Origin of the sequence: Robertkochia flava (assembly GCF_020166515.1) — a bacterium.
Lineage (GTDB): Bacteria > Bacteroidota > Bacteroidia > Flavobacteriales > Flavobacteriaceae > Robertkochia > Robertkochia flava.
Window position 1 is genome coordinate 350,211 of the sequence record NZ_JAINZT010000002.1, and the last position, 14,986, is coordinate 365,196.

At 43.9% G+C, this 14,986-nt stretch carries 15 protein-coding genes; 10 read left to right on the forward strand and 5 right to left on the reverse strand.

What is annotated here, in order from left to right:
- The first annotated feature begins 5 nt into the window (after positions 1 to 5).
- Both K7R11_RS01920 and purD read left to right on the forward strand, forming a co-directional pair.
- Complete coding sequence (locus K7R11_RS01920) at positions 6 to 1,358, forward strand: undecaprenyl-phosphate glucose phosphotransferase (protein ID WP_224488217.1); 1,353 nt, start codon at positions 6 to 8, stop codon at positions 1,356 to 1,358.
- Positions 1,359 to 1,599: 241 nt separating this feature from the next.
- Entirely contained in the window at positions 1,600 to 2,874 is a 1,275-nt protein-coding gene (gene purD / locus K7R11_RS01925) for a phosphoribosylamine--glycine ligase (RefSeq protein WP_224488218.1), read from the forward strand.
- 60 nt (positions 2,875 to 2,934) lie between these two features.
- Here purD and K7R11_RS01930 read toward each other — a convergent pair whose 3' ends face one another.
- A complete protein-coding gene (locus K7R11_RS01930; RefSeq protein WP_317196467.1) occupies positions 2,935 to 3,237 on the reverse strand; it encodes a four helix bundle protein in 303 nt (100 codons plus the stop codon).
- Between the two features lie 271 nt (positions 3,238 to 3,508).
- A complete protein-coding gene (locus tag K7R11_RS01935) occupies positions 3,509 to 3,730 on the reverse strand; it encodes a DUF6341 family protein (RefSeq protein WP_224488219.1) in 222 nt (73 codons plus the stop codon).
- 48 nt (positions 3,731 to 3,778) lie between these two features.
- Here K7R11_RS01935 and K7R11_RS01940 point away from each other — a divergent pair, with 48 nt between their 5' ends.
- Positions 3,779 to 4,702, forward strand: a complete 924-nt coding sequence (locus K7R11_RS01940; protein WP_224488220.1) for a DUF6427 family protein — start codon at positions 3,779 to 3,781, stop codon at positions 4,700 to 4,702.
- On the opposite strand, the gene upp is transcribed toward K7R11_RS01940, so the two are convergent.
- Together upp and K7R11_RS01950 are read right to left on the reverse strand one after the other, a co-directional pair.
- Positions 4,691 to 5,347, reverse strand: coding sequence for a uracil phosphoribosyltransferase (gene upp, locus K7R11_RS01945; RefSeq protein ID WP_224488221.1), 657 nt, complete (start codon positions 5,345 to 5,347; stop codon positions 4,691 to 4,693). The two genes, K7R11_RS01940 and upp, sit on opposite strands and share 12 nt — an antisense overlap.
- 91 nt (positions 5,348 to 5,438) lie before the next feature.
- A complete protein-coding gene (locus K7R11_RS01950) occupies positions 5,439 to 6,056 on the reverse strand; it encodes a DUF502 domain-containing protein (RefSeq protein ID WP_224488222.1) in 618 nt (205 codons plus the stop codon).
- Between the two features lie 218 nt (positions 6,057 to 6,274).
- On the opposite strand from K7R11_RS01950, the gene K7R11_RS01955 reads away from it, so the two are divergent.
- Both K7R11_RS01955 and K7R11_RS01960 read left to right on the forward strand, forming a co-directional pair.
- A complete protein-coding gene (locus K7R11_RS01955) occupies positions 6,275 to 6,880 on the forward strand; it encodes a DUF4254 domain-containing protein (protein WP_224488224.1) in 606 nt (201 codons plus the stop codon).
- 62 nt (positions 6,881 to 6,942) lie between these two features.
- A complete protein-coding gene (locus tag K7R11_RS01960; RefSeq protein WP_224488225.1) occupies positions 6,943 to 7,647 on the forward strand; it encodes a glycosyltransferase in 705 nt (234 codons plus the stop codon).
- Positions 7,648 to 7,837: 190 nt separating this feature from the next.
- On the opposite strand, the gene K7R11_RS01965 is transcribed toward K7R11_RS01960, so the two are convergent.
- On the reverse strand, positions 7,838 to 8,890 hold the full coding sequence (locus tag K7R11_RS01965) for a ferredoxin--NADP reductase (protein WP_224488226.1): 1,053 nt from the start codon (positions 8,888 to 8,890) through the stop codon (positions 7,838 to 7,840).
- Positions 8,891 to 9,005: 115 nt separating this feature from the next.
- Here K7R11_RS01965 and K7R11_RS01970 point away from each other — a divergent pair, with 115 nt between their 5' ends.
- From K7R11_RS01970 to porW, 5 genes are all read left to right on the forward strand, one after another.
- Complete coding sequence (locus K7R11_RS01970) at positions 9,006 to 9,344, forward strand: PadR family transcriptional regulator (RefSeq protein WP_224488227.1); 339 nt, start codon at positions 9,006 to 9,008, stop codon at positions 9,342 to 9,344.
- Entirely contained in the window at positions 9,341 to 10,048 is a 708-nt protein-coding gene (locus K7R11_RS01975) for a hypothetical protein (RefSeq protein ID WP_224488228.1), read from the forward strand. Before K7R11_RS01970 ends, K7R11_RS01975 begins: the two co-directional genes overlap by 4 nt.
- Before the next feature lie 70 nt (positions 10,049 to 10,118).
- Positions 10,119 to 11,591: a DUF5687 family protein gene (locus tag K7R11_RS01980; RefSeq protein WP_224488229.1), complete on the forward strand. Its 1,473-nt coding sequence runs from the start codon at positions 10,119 to 10,121 to the stop codon at positions 11,589 to 11,591.
- A 12-nt stretch (positions 11,592 to 11,603) separates the two neighbouring features.
- Complete coding sequence (locus tag K7R11_RS01985; protein WP_224488230.1) at positions 11,604 to 12,326, forward strand: ABC transporter ATP-binding protein; 723 nt, start codon at positions 11,604 to 11,606, stop codon at positions 12,324 to 12,326.
- Positions 12,327 to 12,459: 133 nt separating this feature from the next.
- Entirely contained in the window at positions 12,460 to 14,985 is a 2,526-nt protein-coding gene (gene porW / locus K7R11_RS01990; RefSeq protein ID WP_224488231.1) for a type IX secretion system periplasmic lipoprotein PorW/SprE, read from the forward strand.
- Position 14,986: the final 1 nt, after the last annotated feature.

Here is a 14,986-nt window from a genome sequence, read left to right on the forward strand (position 1 = left end):
TAGCCATGTTCCATAAACAGGGAAGATATTCCGGACTCCTTAAGCCTATTTCCTATTTTTTGGATCTGTCATTTGTAATTGGCCTGGCGGTCATTTTACCGCTAAGATTGCATTATCCCCTGCTGCTTATTTCATATTTATTTGTCGGGTGGATCGTGATTTCCGTTAAGAACGAGTTCTATGAAGTGGAACGCTATGCAAAGATTTCGCGTGTATTTTCCCTGCTCTTTCGCCAGTTCGTAGTCTACTTTGTCGTGCTATACGCTTTTATCGGATTCTTTAAGGAGCACCTCGTTAGCCGTTTAATGCTTGCACAGTATTTTGCCTTGACCTTCTTCCTTGTTGCTTTCTTTAAGATCCTGATGTATTACCTCCTGCAGCGTTACAGGGAGACCCTGGGGGGCAATTTTCGGAATACTGTGGTGGTCGGGAATAATGCAAAAGCCCAACAGCTTATACAGATATTTAATAATCACCCGGAATTCGGTTATGTATTTAAAAGAAAATTCACACCGAAATCCAAGTCCTTCTCCGTTCAGGAATGTATCGACTTCATCGAAAGCCATGAAATAGATGAGATTTATTGTTCCGTGGCAGAGCTTACAAATATTCAACTCGCGGAGATCGTTCACTTTGCAGACAACAACCTTAAGGCGGTAAAGTTTATACCTGATAATAAATTCATTTACAACAAGCGACTTAAGTTTGATTATTACGATTATCTGCCAGTATTGTCGCTCCGGGATATCCCTCTCGAAGCATCCATTAACTACTTTCTGAAACGGCTGTTCGACATTGTGTTTTCCCTTGGCGTTATCGTGTTCCTGCTTTCCTGGTTAGTGCCTTTGATGGGAATTCTGATCAAGCTCGAATCCAGGGGCCCTGTATTTTTCAAGCAGAAACGACATGGTATCAATGGAGATGAGTTCCGGTGTTATAAATTCCGTTCCATGGCGGTGAATCAGGATGCTGATAAAGCCCAGGCAACAAAGGGAGATATGCGGGTCACCAAAATTGGAAACTTTATGCGCAAAACCAGTATTGATGAATTGCCGCAGTTCTTTAACGTGCTCTTCGGCCAGATGTCAGTAGTGGGGCCGCGACCTCACATGGTTTTCCACACGGAACTTTACGGAAATCTTGTAGATAAGTACATGGTACGCCACTTCGTAAAACCAGGAATTACCGGGTTGGCCCAGGTAAGAGGGTACCGCGGTGAGATCACCCAGGATAGCGATATCATTAACCGCGTCCGACTGGATATATTTTATGTGGAAAACTGGACCATGGCGCTTGATTTTAAGATCATTATCGATACCGTACTCAATGTGTTCAGAGGCGAGGAGAACGCATACTAAGAATTTTATAGTTTCCCACGTTTAAGTGGTCAACCTATATCAGGGACGAACAATAACTCACAACTCACAACTCCCGACTCCCTACTCCCTACTCCCTACTCCTGACTCCTGACTCCTGACTCCCGACTCATCACTCATCACTCATCACTCATCACTCATCACTCATCACTCATCACTTTATTTACCTATCTTTGCACTCCAAAAACATTGTCTAATCCATTTTCAGTTAAAGCAGAGTAACATGAATATCCTCGTACTCGGTTCCGGTGGACGTGAACACACCTTCACCTGGAAGATCGCTCAAAGTAAACTTACCGATAACCTTTTTGTAGCTCCAGGAAATGCGGGGACTGCCCGTATCGCTACCAATGTAGCAGTAGCCCCGGACGATTTTGAAGCTGTAAAAAAGCTGGTTATCGAGAAGCAAATCGATATGGTAGTGGTCGGACCTGAAGATCCGCTGGTAAAGGGGATCTACGATTATTTCAGAGACGAGGAGGAACTGAAGGAAGTCATGGTTATCGGGCCGTCTAAAACCGGAGCTATTCTCGAAGGGAGTAAGGAGTATGCCAAGGAGTTTATGTCAAGGCACAACATTCCTACTGCAGCATACCAGAGTTTTACAGCAGATAGCCTGGAGGCCGGTTATGCATTCCTGGAGACCCTCAAGGCGCCTTACGTGCTTAAGGCTGACGGTCTGGCAGCAGGAAAGGGTGTACTTATCATAGACGACTTGAACATAGCTAAACAGGAGCTAAAAAAAATGCTGGTTGATGCCAAGTTCGGAGATGCCAGCGCCAAGGTGGTTATTGAAGAAATCCTGAGCGGAATTGAACTCAGTGTTTTTGTGCTTACCGACGGGAGCGATTATATGATCCTGCCAACCGCCAAGGATTACAAGCGTATCGGGGAAGGAGACACCGGGCTGAATACCGGTGGTATGGGCGCCATTTCTCCCGTGCCTTTTGCGGATTCTGACTTTATGAGAAAGGTGGAAGAGCGCATCGTAAAACCTACCGTGGAAGGATTCGCGAAAGACAATATTGATTACAAGGGATTTGTGTTTATCGGACTCATTAAAGTGGCCGGAGAACCCTATGTTATCGAATACAATGTAAGAATGGGTGACCCGGAAACCGAAGTGGTGATTCCGAGGGTGAAAAATGATATGGTAGACCTTTTCCTGGCAGTCGCTAACGGCACGCTTAACCAGAAAACCCTTGAAACTGATCCTCGCACGGCTACTACCGTTATGGCAGTTTCAGGAGGATACCCGGAGGCGTATGAGAAAGGGAAGGAGATCGTAGGACTGGATAAGGTAACAGATTCTATTGTGTTTCACGCCGGGACCAGTCAGGACGGAGACAAGGTGGTAACCTCAGGAGGCCGTGTAATAGCTTTCACTTCTTTCGGGGACAATTACCGGTCTGCCCTTAAAACGTCCTACAGCAGTCTTAATAAGGTTTGTTTTGACGGGATCTACTACAGGAAAGATCTTGGGTTTGATTTGGAGTAGACGAGTTAAATGCGAAGCGGGATGCGTGATGCGAAAAGGAATTCAAAGATAAAAAATCTATCAAGGCTTAAGTTTTTGCCTTAAGCCTTTTATATAGTTTAATAGCATTCTTCTTGTATATTCAATTCGATTTTCAACCTCAGGGTTATGTTTGATGAATTCTAACTGGCAGGTTATATCAAGTTGAGTTTCCAGTTCTGCTAAGGAACCTAAAGCGATATACAAAAAGCGTATTAAATCTTTAGTAGAACCTCGAGCAGCTCCTTCGGCAATATTGGAAGGCACAGAGATAGCCGAACGCTTTAATTGACTGGAAAGAAAGTCCGAACATTTCAGACTCGGGTAATGCCGAAGTAATATTATAAATGTCCTTAACCAGGGACATGGATTCTTTGTATACCCTTAGATTTTTATGATGCACAACATTTAGAATATATTCTATAAATTTAATACTATATTCTAAATGTTTGGATGGATCTTAATTTAATATTTTTTACAACTTTCGCATCACTCGTCACACCTCGCACTTCCCGCATCACACGTCACACATCACACTTCGCGCATTTCCATAATCCAAAAATCCCCGAAAGCCTTGGCCTCCGGGGATGTTCAGAATAAATATGCTATCCGGAAATTACAGGTACGAATGCGCTGAAATATCCTTGTTTTCTTCGTTGTTATCGTTGAAGATCTTCAATTGCCCCATCCAGTATATAAAGGCTACAAAACCTACGATCATAAAGATCCAGTTAATGGTATTGGCACCCCACCAGCTGTCCATGCTTCTTAAGAAATTAAGTGGTGCGAATAATATTTCTTCAAATAAGTACTGGATACCGTAGAAAAAATCACTCATGAGTAAAAGTTATATTAAATTTACCCAGCAAAAATACAAAAAGCGCCCATGATATCAAGCATTTTTGGAAGAACTAAGCCTATAAATTTCGTTTTACTTGCCTTGTTTGCATTCGTTTTTCTGATTTGCTACTATCTGCTCTCGGTCCCGGGAGGATTAACGCTAACCCTTTTACCCGATTTATTGCTGACCGTTCTTCTGGTAACTTTTACGATGCTTTTAATTGAGTTTATCAACCGTAAAAATGGGCTTACAAAAGACAATACCTACCTGAGTTTTTTCTTTTTGCTGTACCTCTGCATGTTTCCGAAGATCTTTGCAGATGTGCAGGTAATTATCTCTCATATCTTTGTTTTGCTGGCCTTCAGGCGGGTGATCAGTATCAAAAGCGGACAGGAGGTGCGTTCGAAGATCTTTGACGCGAGTATCTGGGTGTTTGTTGCTGCCTTGTTTTACAGTTGGTCGGTAGTTTTTCTGGTGTTGGTATTTGCGGGTATCTTTCTGTATGGGGTTAACTATTATAAAAACCTGCTGGTGCCCTTTGTGGCATTTCTTACCGTTGCCATTCTTGCCGTAACCTATAAATTATATATGGGCGATGCCCTCCTTTGGAGTGACTTCTTTGACCTGACCCCCACATTTAGCCTGGACAAATACGCAGATCTTCAATTTGTGTTGCCGCTGGCTTTTATTTCGGCCTTTGGGTTTGTTTCTGTGGTGTATTATTTTATGAAAGTAAGCGGACGCGCCTATAAAGCCCGGATTCCCGGATGGTTGATAATGATCTTTCTGCTGCTCTCGGGAGTAGTGGTAGCCCTGGTGGAAAGTGCCAATACCTCCGAGCTTATTTTTGCAGGATTCCCATTATGTGTAATGATGGCCAACTACCTGCAATCGATAAAGAAAAAATGGCTGAAAGAGCTTTTCCTATGGTTGTTTCTGGCAGTACCCCTGGTTGTTCTATTTTTGTAGCTTGTTCCCAAATGCCAGGTCTCCGGCATCGCCTAAACCGGGAACGATATAAGAGTAATCATTGAGTTCAGGATCGATGTCGCCTACCCACAACCGGGTTTCCGGGGGGAAATGCCGGGAGATATAGGCAATCCCTTCCTCAGAAGCAATAGCGGTTAATAGATGGATCTCTCTGGGCAATCCGACCTTGGTCAAAGCCTCAAAAGTAGCTACAAGAGAATGGCCGCTGGCCAGCATCGGATCGGCTAAGAGCAACACCTTATGGTCCAGTTCCGGACTGGCCAGATACTCCACGATGATCTCAAATGCCGTTTCACTAGTATGGTACCTGTAGGCAGAAATAAAGGAGTTTTCTGCCCAGTCAAAATAATTAAGAATGCCCTGGTGTAGCGGTAATCCGGCCCGTAATACAGAACATATCACAATTTGATCCTGAAGGGTCTCCATGGTTTTACTTCCCAGTGGAGTGGTAATCCCAATAGCTTTGTAATGGAGGTGTTTACTTACTTCATAACTCATGATCTCTCCGATACGCTCCAGGTTTCGCCTGAAGCGCATGGCATCTTTCTGGATTTCCTTGTCCCTGATCTGGGCCAGGTAAGTGTTTAAAACCGAAGGGGTTTTTGCCAGGTGATGTATCTTCATGTATTAAAGATAATGAATTTATGTGCCTATATATGAACAATGAAAAAGAGGAGTGCACGGATTTATCAAAAATAGCAGTGGGGCTTTGTAATCAGGAATGCGATGTGTTTTCAGCTGTCGGGTCTAAACTGTCGTATTTATGCGACCCACTCCCCAGTTGTTGCAGCATTTTAATCACGTCCTTGGGCGTCATGTCCAGCTTTATGATCCGTTCAGGAGCTACATAGACTACAGTTCCCGACCACGGATTGGGCGATCCGGGAAGGTATACCACGACCCTGTTCTTATCTGTGCGTTCGATTTCAAAACCAACCTGTGCGTTATCATCGAATTCTGCGAGCACGGGTAAAAAGTGTTCAGATGCCTTTTCGTTGCTTTTGATGCCATCAGTTATGCCCTTTATGAATCGATACCCTGGGATATTTATGAGCACATTGTCTTCCAGGTTGGTCTGCATTCTCTTCAGATTTTTCCTGTTGGCCAGCAGTCCGGCCAGGAAACATAGTAAAAGAATGCCCAGTACCGCAATAATATTGGCAAGGGCAACCCCGCCAATTTTCTCTACTGGAATAAGCCTGCCAAGGGGTTGCGCGATCTTCATCATGATCTGAAATGCCTTGGTAAGAATAATAATGACGATCACGATGGGAATCAGGAAGAGGATCCCGCCTATAATTGTGGTTTTTATGAAACTAAGCATCTTATTCATCATCAGGTTTTTAAAGGGTTATGCGTTAATACTCTAATTTACAATTTATTGAGATTAATTCCCGCATAATTCATACTTCGGTAGAGAGGCCAGCTTTCGCGGTGGCACTCATGCTGGAAATGGGGTGGGATGGAAGTGAGCTCTGACAAGTAATTATTGCAATCCGCGGGAAAACTTTGTTGAATGGGCTATATTTGCATATCCAAATACCAGACGATATGTTTAGCGAATTCGCATTTAAGATTTTTGAGGAAAGTATAAGGAATTACCACATAAAGGATGATGTTTACCAGAATTTTGAAAATCCGTATCCTAAAGAAAAGATAGAACATCTGTTGTACCGCAAGAACTGGATAGATACGGTGCAGTGGCATTATGAGGATATCATTCGCGACCCGGAGATCGATCCGGTAGCCGCTCTGGACCTCAAACGCAAGATCGATGCCTCCAACCAGGACCGAACCGACATGGTGGAATTCATCGACAGTTATTTTTTAGATAAGTATCAGGAAGTGAAGCCAAAAGGAACAGCCACCATCAATTCTGAGAGCCCGGCCTGGGCCATCGACCGTCTTTCCATTCTTGCCTTAAAGATCTATCATATGAAGGAGGAGGCTGAACGGGAAGGCGCTTCCCAAGAGCATAAGGCGAAATGTCAGGCTAAACTGGATGTTCTTCTTGAACAGAAAAAGGACCTTTCCACAGCCATCGATCAACTATTGACAGATATTGAGAACGGTGACAAGTACATGAAGGTCTACAAGCAAATGAAGATGTACAATGATGATGAGCTGAATCCGGTACTTTACAAAAATAAAAAATAACAACCCATTGGGTGCACAATAAAACGATTATGGCTCAAGACAAAAACATTCACATCTTCTGTATGAAGTGGGGTACTCTCTACGGCCCGGACTATGTGAATCGTTTACATGGCATGGTAAAAAGGAATCTGACCCTGCCTTTTACCATGGTGTGTTTTACCGATAACGAAGAAGGGATCGATGACGATATCAAATGTTTCCCTATTCCCGAGATCGATATTCCCGGAAATCTTCCGGAACGGATGTGGAAGAAATTAACAACCCTGAAAGCCGACCTTTACGGACTCGAAGGAACGGCACTTTTTCTGGATCTTGATATCGTGATCGTTGACAATATTGATTGCTTTTTTGAAGATGATGCGCCCTTCCGAATTATCAAAGATCATTCCTGGAGGAGTTGGAGGATTACCGGAAACTCCTCGGTATACCGGTTTGAGATTGGTAAACACGGGTATGTGTTCGATTATTTTAAAGAGAACTTTGATGAGATCAGGAAACAGCATCGCAACGAACAGGAATATCTTACCTGGGCTGTACATGAAAAGGGATATTTAAACTATTGGCCCATACCGTGGTGCCCGAGTTTTAAATATGACTGTGTTTCCCGTTTTCCCCTGGCATTCTGGAAGAAGCCGATTATTCCTGAAGGTGCCAAGATCATCATATTTCACGGAGAGATCAATCCGCATAAAGCTATCAAAGGAGGCCGCGGTAAGTGGTATCGCTACGTACAACCCGCTCCCTGGGTGGCCGATTACTGGAAATAAAAAAGGGAAGCGGAAAGCTTCCCTTTTTTATTTCTTTTTATGAACCAATCACCGTGTATCCGAAGTTAATCAAAATTAACGGTTGATATGAGTAAGAAAATTGGCATCAGGACTTTTCATTTCTTCAGGTCGGTTTTTCTTCCTGCGCCCTCCTTCTTTTCTCCTGAGTCCTGGCTCTTGACTCTAAAAACTATACATCATCGTAATCAATAGATAATGTACTGGTTACCGGATGTGACTGGCAGGTAAGTATGAGTCCCTCTTCCAATTCCGAATCTGTGAGGATCTGGTTCTTCACCATTTCCACTTTTCCTTCCTTCACACGTGCAATACAGCTGGAGCAGATACCACCCTGACAGGAATACGGCGCGTCTATATCTTCTTTGAGCACTGCATCCAGAACCCGTTGTTTTTTGTCCATAACAAGGGTGTACTCTTCGTCGTCTACCAGCACAGTTACTTGTGTTTTCCCATCATGCGTAGTAGCGGGAATTTCGGTGCTGTCATCCCCGGAACTAAACAATTCAAACTTGATCTTATCTTTTTCAATGCCCTGGGTTACCAGCGTATCTGAAACATTGTTGATCATTTCTTCGGGGCCGCAAAGGTAAAACAGGCAGTTCTTTGGGCTATCCACTTTATTTTTCAGGATAAAATTTACAGTAGAGCGTTCTATACGGCCAAACAGGGCATCTTCATTTTGCTCCCTGCTGTAAAGTAATTGTACCTGAAGTCGGTCCGGATATTCGGAAACGAGGTTCCGGATGTCTTTATGGAACATGGTTTCTTCCAGGCTCTTGTTCCCGTATACCAGGATAAAATTCTTTTGCGTCTTGTTAAGTACCTCTTTCATGATGCTCATAATAGGGGTAATTCCGCTCCCGGCAGCAAAAGCAATTACGGTAGAGGCCTGGTCTTTTCCGGCATCAAATGTAAACCGGCCCTCTGGAGGGTGTACTTCCAATTGCACCCCCGACTCCAAATGGTCGTTGGCATATTTAGAGAACAGGCCATCCTCTACTTTTTTGATCCCTACGGAGATTGTATTTTCCTCTTTTCCTGAACATATGGAGTATGAGCGCCTCACTTCCGCTCCGTTCAGATGGGTTTTAATGGTTATATACTGCCCGGGAATAAAATGAAAGTGCTCTTTTTCTCCTTCCGGGATTTCAAAATTCACCTTTACCGCGCTCGGGGTAAGTCTTTCAATACTCGAGATATTAAGGTGCTTATATTTTTCCATGAATGAACTTTTTTTCAAAAATAAGAATTGTAAATCGGTCATTCATCGAAGACTTGAAATTTATATACCTAATTTAATTAGGTATTAAGTAATTTGTTGTTATTTTCATAAACATATGGAGAAGTGGAAGTTATATAAAGGGAGTTTAGATACCATCGTGTTGCAATTGCTGGGAAAATATGATCGCATGTACGGATATGAAATCACTCAAAAGGTAAAAGAGATTACCGGGGGCGAATTACAGATTAAGGAAGGGGCCCTTTATCCTGCATTGCACCGGTTAGAGGCTAAGGGATTTCTGGAGGTTGAGGTGGATAATGTGGGGAACAGGATGCGCAAATACTACAGTTTGACTCAGAAAGGCTTGGGTGAGAAGGATAACGCACTGGATCAACTTAAAGAATACCTTAGCACGATGAACAGACTTATTGACCCTGAAATTTCTATGGGATGATTACACTAGAAAAAAAGCACATCGATCACCTTTATGATTTTGTTCGCAGGCACTTCGTGCCTTGGTATGACCTTCAAGCCGAACTCGTCGACCACCTGGCTACCGGAATAGAGGAACTGTCTATTACGCATCCCGATAAGAGCTTTCAGGAGCTCCTTGAAATGGAATTTAAAAAGTTTGGGGTGCATGGGTTCGAAAGTGTTGTGGATAGAAAGAGGAATGCATTAGCAAAAGAATATAACATCATGGTTTTTAGGCGTATGACAGCATTCTTCAGGTGGCCGGTAATTCTCGAAAGTCTTTTTTTGATGGTGCTGCTTTACTGGATGATCGCACTCGTAAACCCGGAATGGCTTTGGGTAGTGCTCTATATGACCATATTCATCAGTGGGATGGTAGGATTTATAAAACTGTGGAGGGATAAAAGGAAAGAAGAAAAATCAAAAGAGCGAAAATGGTTGTTACGGGATATCATTTTAAATGCAGGAGGTAGTGGAGCTGCACTTTTTGTTTTACCTCTGCAACTTGTCCAATTCTATCTTAGCGATCATCTCGAAGAGTTGGATCCGTTTTGGGCTCAGTTCATTGTTGTGGTATTTATGGTCATTTTCTTAAGACTCATACAGGTAGTTTGTTGGGTGATCCCGCGACAGATCGACTCCGTTCTGGAGGATCGTTATAAAGCCTATATGAGGGCTGAATGATCCACTTTGTTTTTAATAATTGTAACAGATCGGCTTTAATGGCTACAAATAACCTGCAAACCATCAAACTATGCTTCAAAGATTCATATCCCTGCAATGGAAGTCTTTTTTAAGGGCGGCATCTTTTCAGACCAACCTGGCTCTGAAGATCCTAATGGGTTTTATGGCCCTCTACTTCATTTTTGTGTTCTCTATGTTGGGAGCCTTCTCCTACAAGATCATTCAGGGACAGTTAGAACAAGACCCTCTCCAGGTGATTAATAGGATTTTAATTTTTTACCTCGTAGGCGACCTGGTGTTCAGGTACCTGATGCAGCGTATGCCAGTGGTAAACATTAAGCCATTATTGCCCTTGCCATTCAGCAAGAATAAGATCGTGCATTTCAGTCTTTGGAAGACCGTGTTGTCATTCTTTAATATTATACATGCGTTTTTCTTTATTCCGTTCAGCGTGGTTCTTCTTATTGAGGGATACCCGGTGGGAAATGTAGTGGGATGGCTCATCGCTATTACTGCGTTGATCTATTGCAACAATTTTATTAATGTCTTTCTGAACGATGTCGATCAGGTTTTTTGGAGTGTACTCGGTGTCTTTATCACTCTTGGTGTACTGATGTACTTTAGAGTGTTTGATATCACTGCATTTACCGCTCCCGTTTTTGATGGTATTTACGAAAACCCTGTTTGGTGTGCAGTTCCTGTAATCATCCTGGGAATGCTTTATTGTACTGCATTCCGGTATTTCAGAAACCGACTCTATCTGGACGACGGGTTAAAAGGGAAGACTTCGGAAGTGTCGTCCGAAGACCTTTCCTGGCTGAACCGTTTTGGAAGCCTGGCCGTGTTTTTAAAGAATGATATCAAGCTGATAAAGCGAAATAAGCGCTCCAGGACCTCGGTGCTCATGAGTGTTGCCTTTATTTTTTACGGATTGTTGTTCTTTAGCGGTGGGCTGGAAGTATATGAGGGACCCGTTTGGCGTATTTTTGCCGGGATATTTGTTACGGGAGGCTTCCTGTTTACCTTCGGGCAGTTCGTTCCGAGCTGGGACAGTTCGTACTACCCCCTGATGATGAGTCAGAACATACAATACCGGGACTACCTGAACAGTAAATGGTGGTTGGTGGTTATGGGTACTGTAATTTCTACCGTGCTGGCATCATTTTATATTTACTTTGGCTGGGAGGTGTATCTCGCCATTCTGGTTTCGGCCATTTACAATGTAGGTGTCAATTCCCATATGGTTTTGTGGGGAGGGGCTTATATAAAAACTCCCATAGATCTGACCTCAAACAAAAAGGCTTTTGGAGATAAGCAGGCGTTTAATGTAAAGACCCTGCTGCTTACCATACCAAAGCTTATATTGCCTTTGTTGCTTTACGCGGCCGGTCATTACACCCTGGGTCCTAATTTCGGGTATCTTCTGGTGGCCTCGGCAGGAATTGCCGGGTTCGCATTTAAGGATCGTGTTTTTAACCTGATCGAAAAGGTATATAAGAACGAAAAGTATAAGACCCTGGTAGCCTATAAACAGAAAGCATAAATCAAATTCACTATGATCACACTTCATCAACTATCAAAAGAATATAAAAATATAAAGGTGCTGGATGTCGAATCTCTGGAGATTCCTAAAGGGCAAAGCTTTGGACTGGTAGGCAATAACGGAGCGGGTAAAACAACCATGTTCAGTATGCTGCTCGATCTGGTCAGGCCCACCACGGGTTATGTGCTCAGCAACGACATCAGGGTCGATCAAAGTGAGGGATGGAAACCTTTTACTTCGGCCTTTCTGGATGAAACCTTTCTTATAGGGTACCTTACCCCGGAGGAGTACTTTTATTTTATAGGAGAACTCCGGGGGCAGAATAAAGCCGATGTTGACCGGATGTTGGGAGATTTTGATGATTTTTTTAACGGAGAAATTCTGGGAGTTCGAAAATACCTCAGAGACCTTTCCAAAGGAAACCAGAAAAAGGTGGGGATTGTTGCAGCACTTATCGGGAATCCTGAAGTGATCATTCTCGATGAGCCCTTTGCCAACCTTGATCCAACCACCCAGATCCGTTTGAAGAAAATTCTCCGGGAGCTTAAAGAGGCCAATGGAGTCACGGTTTTAATTTCCAGCCATGACCTGATGCATGTAACCGAAGTGTGTGAGCGCATTGTTGTTCTTGAGAAGGGGCGAATGGTGAAGGATATCAGGACTTCCCCGGAAACGCTCCGGGAACTGGAAGCGTTTTTCTCGGGCGAGATCCGTGAAAATGCATCTTTGGCTTAAGGGCTTTTTAGCCTGTAAATCGGTATTATTGGAAAAGAAATGTATTTTTACTGCGATACAGCAATATTAATGCTGTACATCAGTTATTAATACTCCAGAGCCATTGCAGGTGAAACACCTACTTAAAATAACATTGGGATTAGCAGCTTCGGTGATCGCAGTGACTTCCTGTTCCACTAAAAAGGATGCCCTTCTGAACCGGAAATGGCATGCTATGAATGCAAAGTACAATGCTATTTATAACGGGAAGAACGCCCTCGCTGAAGGTCGCCAGGACCTTATTTCCAACTATCGCGATAATTATTGGGACATCTTGCCCGTAGAGCGTATGGAGGTAAGAGATGAGGTCGTGCTGGATGGTACCGAACTAACCCCGAATTTTGAAAGAGCAGAGGAGAAGGCGGTAAAGGCGATACAGAAACACGGGATGAATATCGGTGGCAGTGAGCGTAATACCCAGATTGATGAGGCCTACCTGCTTCTTGGAAAAGCACGTTACTACGATCAGCGATTCATTCCAGCCCTCGAGGCCTTTAACTATGTACTCAATAAATACCGCAACAGCGATATTATCGGCCAGGCCCTGATCTGGAGAGAAAAGACTCACATCCGCCTGGAAAATGACGAGCTGGCCATCGAAAATCTGAAAAAATTATTGAAATATGCTGCAGAGCTTGATGATCAGGACTATGCAGACGCTAATGCAATGATGGCGCAGGCCTATATCAACCTTAAGCATAAGGATTCTGCATTGCAGCGATTAAAAACAGCATCGCTGTATACCGGGGATGCCGAAGAAAAAGGGCGGTATTATTTTATCATCGGGCAACTTTACAATGAATTAGGGTACCTGGATAGCGCGAATTACGCCTTCGATAAAGTGATAGACCTGAACCGGAGAACCTCCAGGGTGTATCATGTAAATGCCAGGATCTTCAAGATTCGAAACCTCTATGACAAGGGGTACGATAAAGAAGAGCTCCTGGAGCTGCTAACAAAGATGGAAAAAAACCGGGAGAACCGGCCTTATCTGGGGATGGTATACAGGCAATCTGCGCTTTATCATGAAGACCAGGATTCCCTTGACCTGGCCCGGTTGTATTATAATAAATCCCTGAGGGCAGAATCCCGGGACCCGATCCTGAATGAACGCAATTACAGGGCGCTAGGGAAGATGGCTTTTGACGCGCGCGATTATACCCTTGCAGGAGCTTACTACGACAGTACGCTCTCGCAAATGGCAGAAAAAAGTAAGGAATACAGGCTGCTGAAGCGTCAGCGTGATAACCTACAGGAGGTCATTGCCTATGAAGGGGTTCGGAAACGAAACGACAGCATTCTGAACCTTTTGGCCATGACTCCCGAGAACCGTTTGGCTTACTTTGAAAATTATATTGACTCCCTGAAAAAAGAGGAAGCGATCAGACGCGAACGGGAGCGGGTCGCAGAATTGCAAAAGAATTCCGGAGGCGGTGGCTTATCTCTTAATAATTCCGGAGGTGCTGACGGGTTCTATTTTTATAATACTTCCAGTGTGGCCTACGGAAAGCAGGAATTTCAGAAAATATGGGGGAATATAAGCCTGACGGATAACTGGAAATACGGAAAACAGCAAATAAAGGCCGGCGAATCTGTAGTAAATACGGAGATCGCTTCAGGAGAAGCGGCTGCGGATATTTATGATCCCGATTTTTACCTGACCAAATTACCGGAGGAACCTGAAAAGATCGATAGTATTCAGCAGGAAAGAGATTTGGCTTACTATCAGTTGGGATTGTTGTATAAAGAGCGCTTTCGAGAATATATGCTCGCTGCCGACAGACTCCAGGACTTGCTGGGCTATTACCCGGAAGAGCGTTTGGTGCTCCCCGCAAAATACAACCTGTACCGGATCTACCTGGAAACAGAATCACCCTTGGCTGAAGCAATGAAGGCCGATATCCTGAGCAATTACCCGGATTCCCGTTATGCCCAGTATATCCTGGATCCGAGTGCCTTTGCTTCAGACAATACAGACGATCCGGAAAGAAACTATAATGAGTTGTACCGTCGGTTTGAAGCCCAGGAATTCGAGGAGGTTATTGCGCAGGCGGGAGATTACAGCAGAAAATACAATGGTGAGGATATAGGCGTAAAATTCGAGCTCTTAAAGGCCAATGCCATGGGAAGATTATACGGGGTGGATGCCTTGAAAAGGTCGCTTACAGAACTGAGCCTTAATCACCCGTCAAAGCCTGAAGGTATTCGGGCTGCAGAACTCCTTGAGAACAACATCCCAAAACTGGAGACCCTTGACTTTCCCTCGGACGAAGAGGCCCTGGATAACTGGAAAGTGGTTTATGTGCTGAAAAAGACAGACACAACGGCCCTGGAAGACCTCCGAAAAAAGGTGGAGCGCTCACTTGTTGAGGTGGAACAGCGCGGCTATACCTATTCGGTGGATGTCTACGACCGCCAGCTCGTCTTTCTTGTGATCCATAATGCGGGCTCAAGGCTGAGGGCGGAGGGCTTTGCCGAGTTTCTCGCTAAAAACAAGGATTATTTGGTTGACATTGAGAATTTTGTAATTTCGCGAGATGCCTATAAAGTAATTCAGATAAAGAAAAACCTGGACGATTATTTGCTTGAATCCGGGCAGGCGTACCCAAATCTAAATTAAA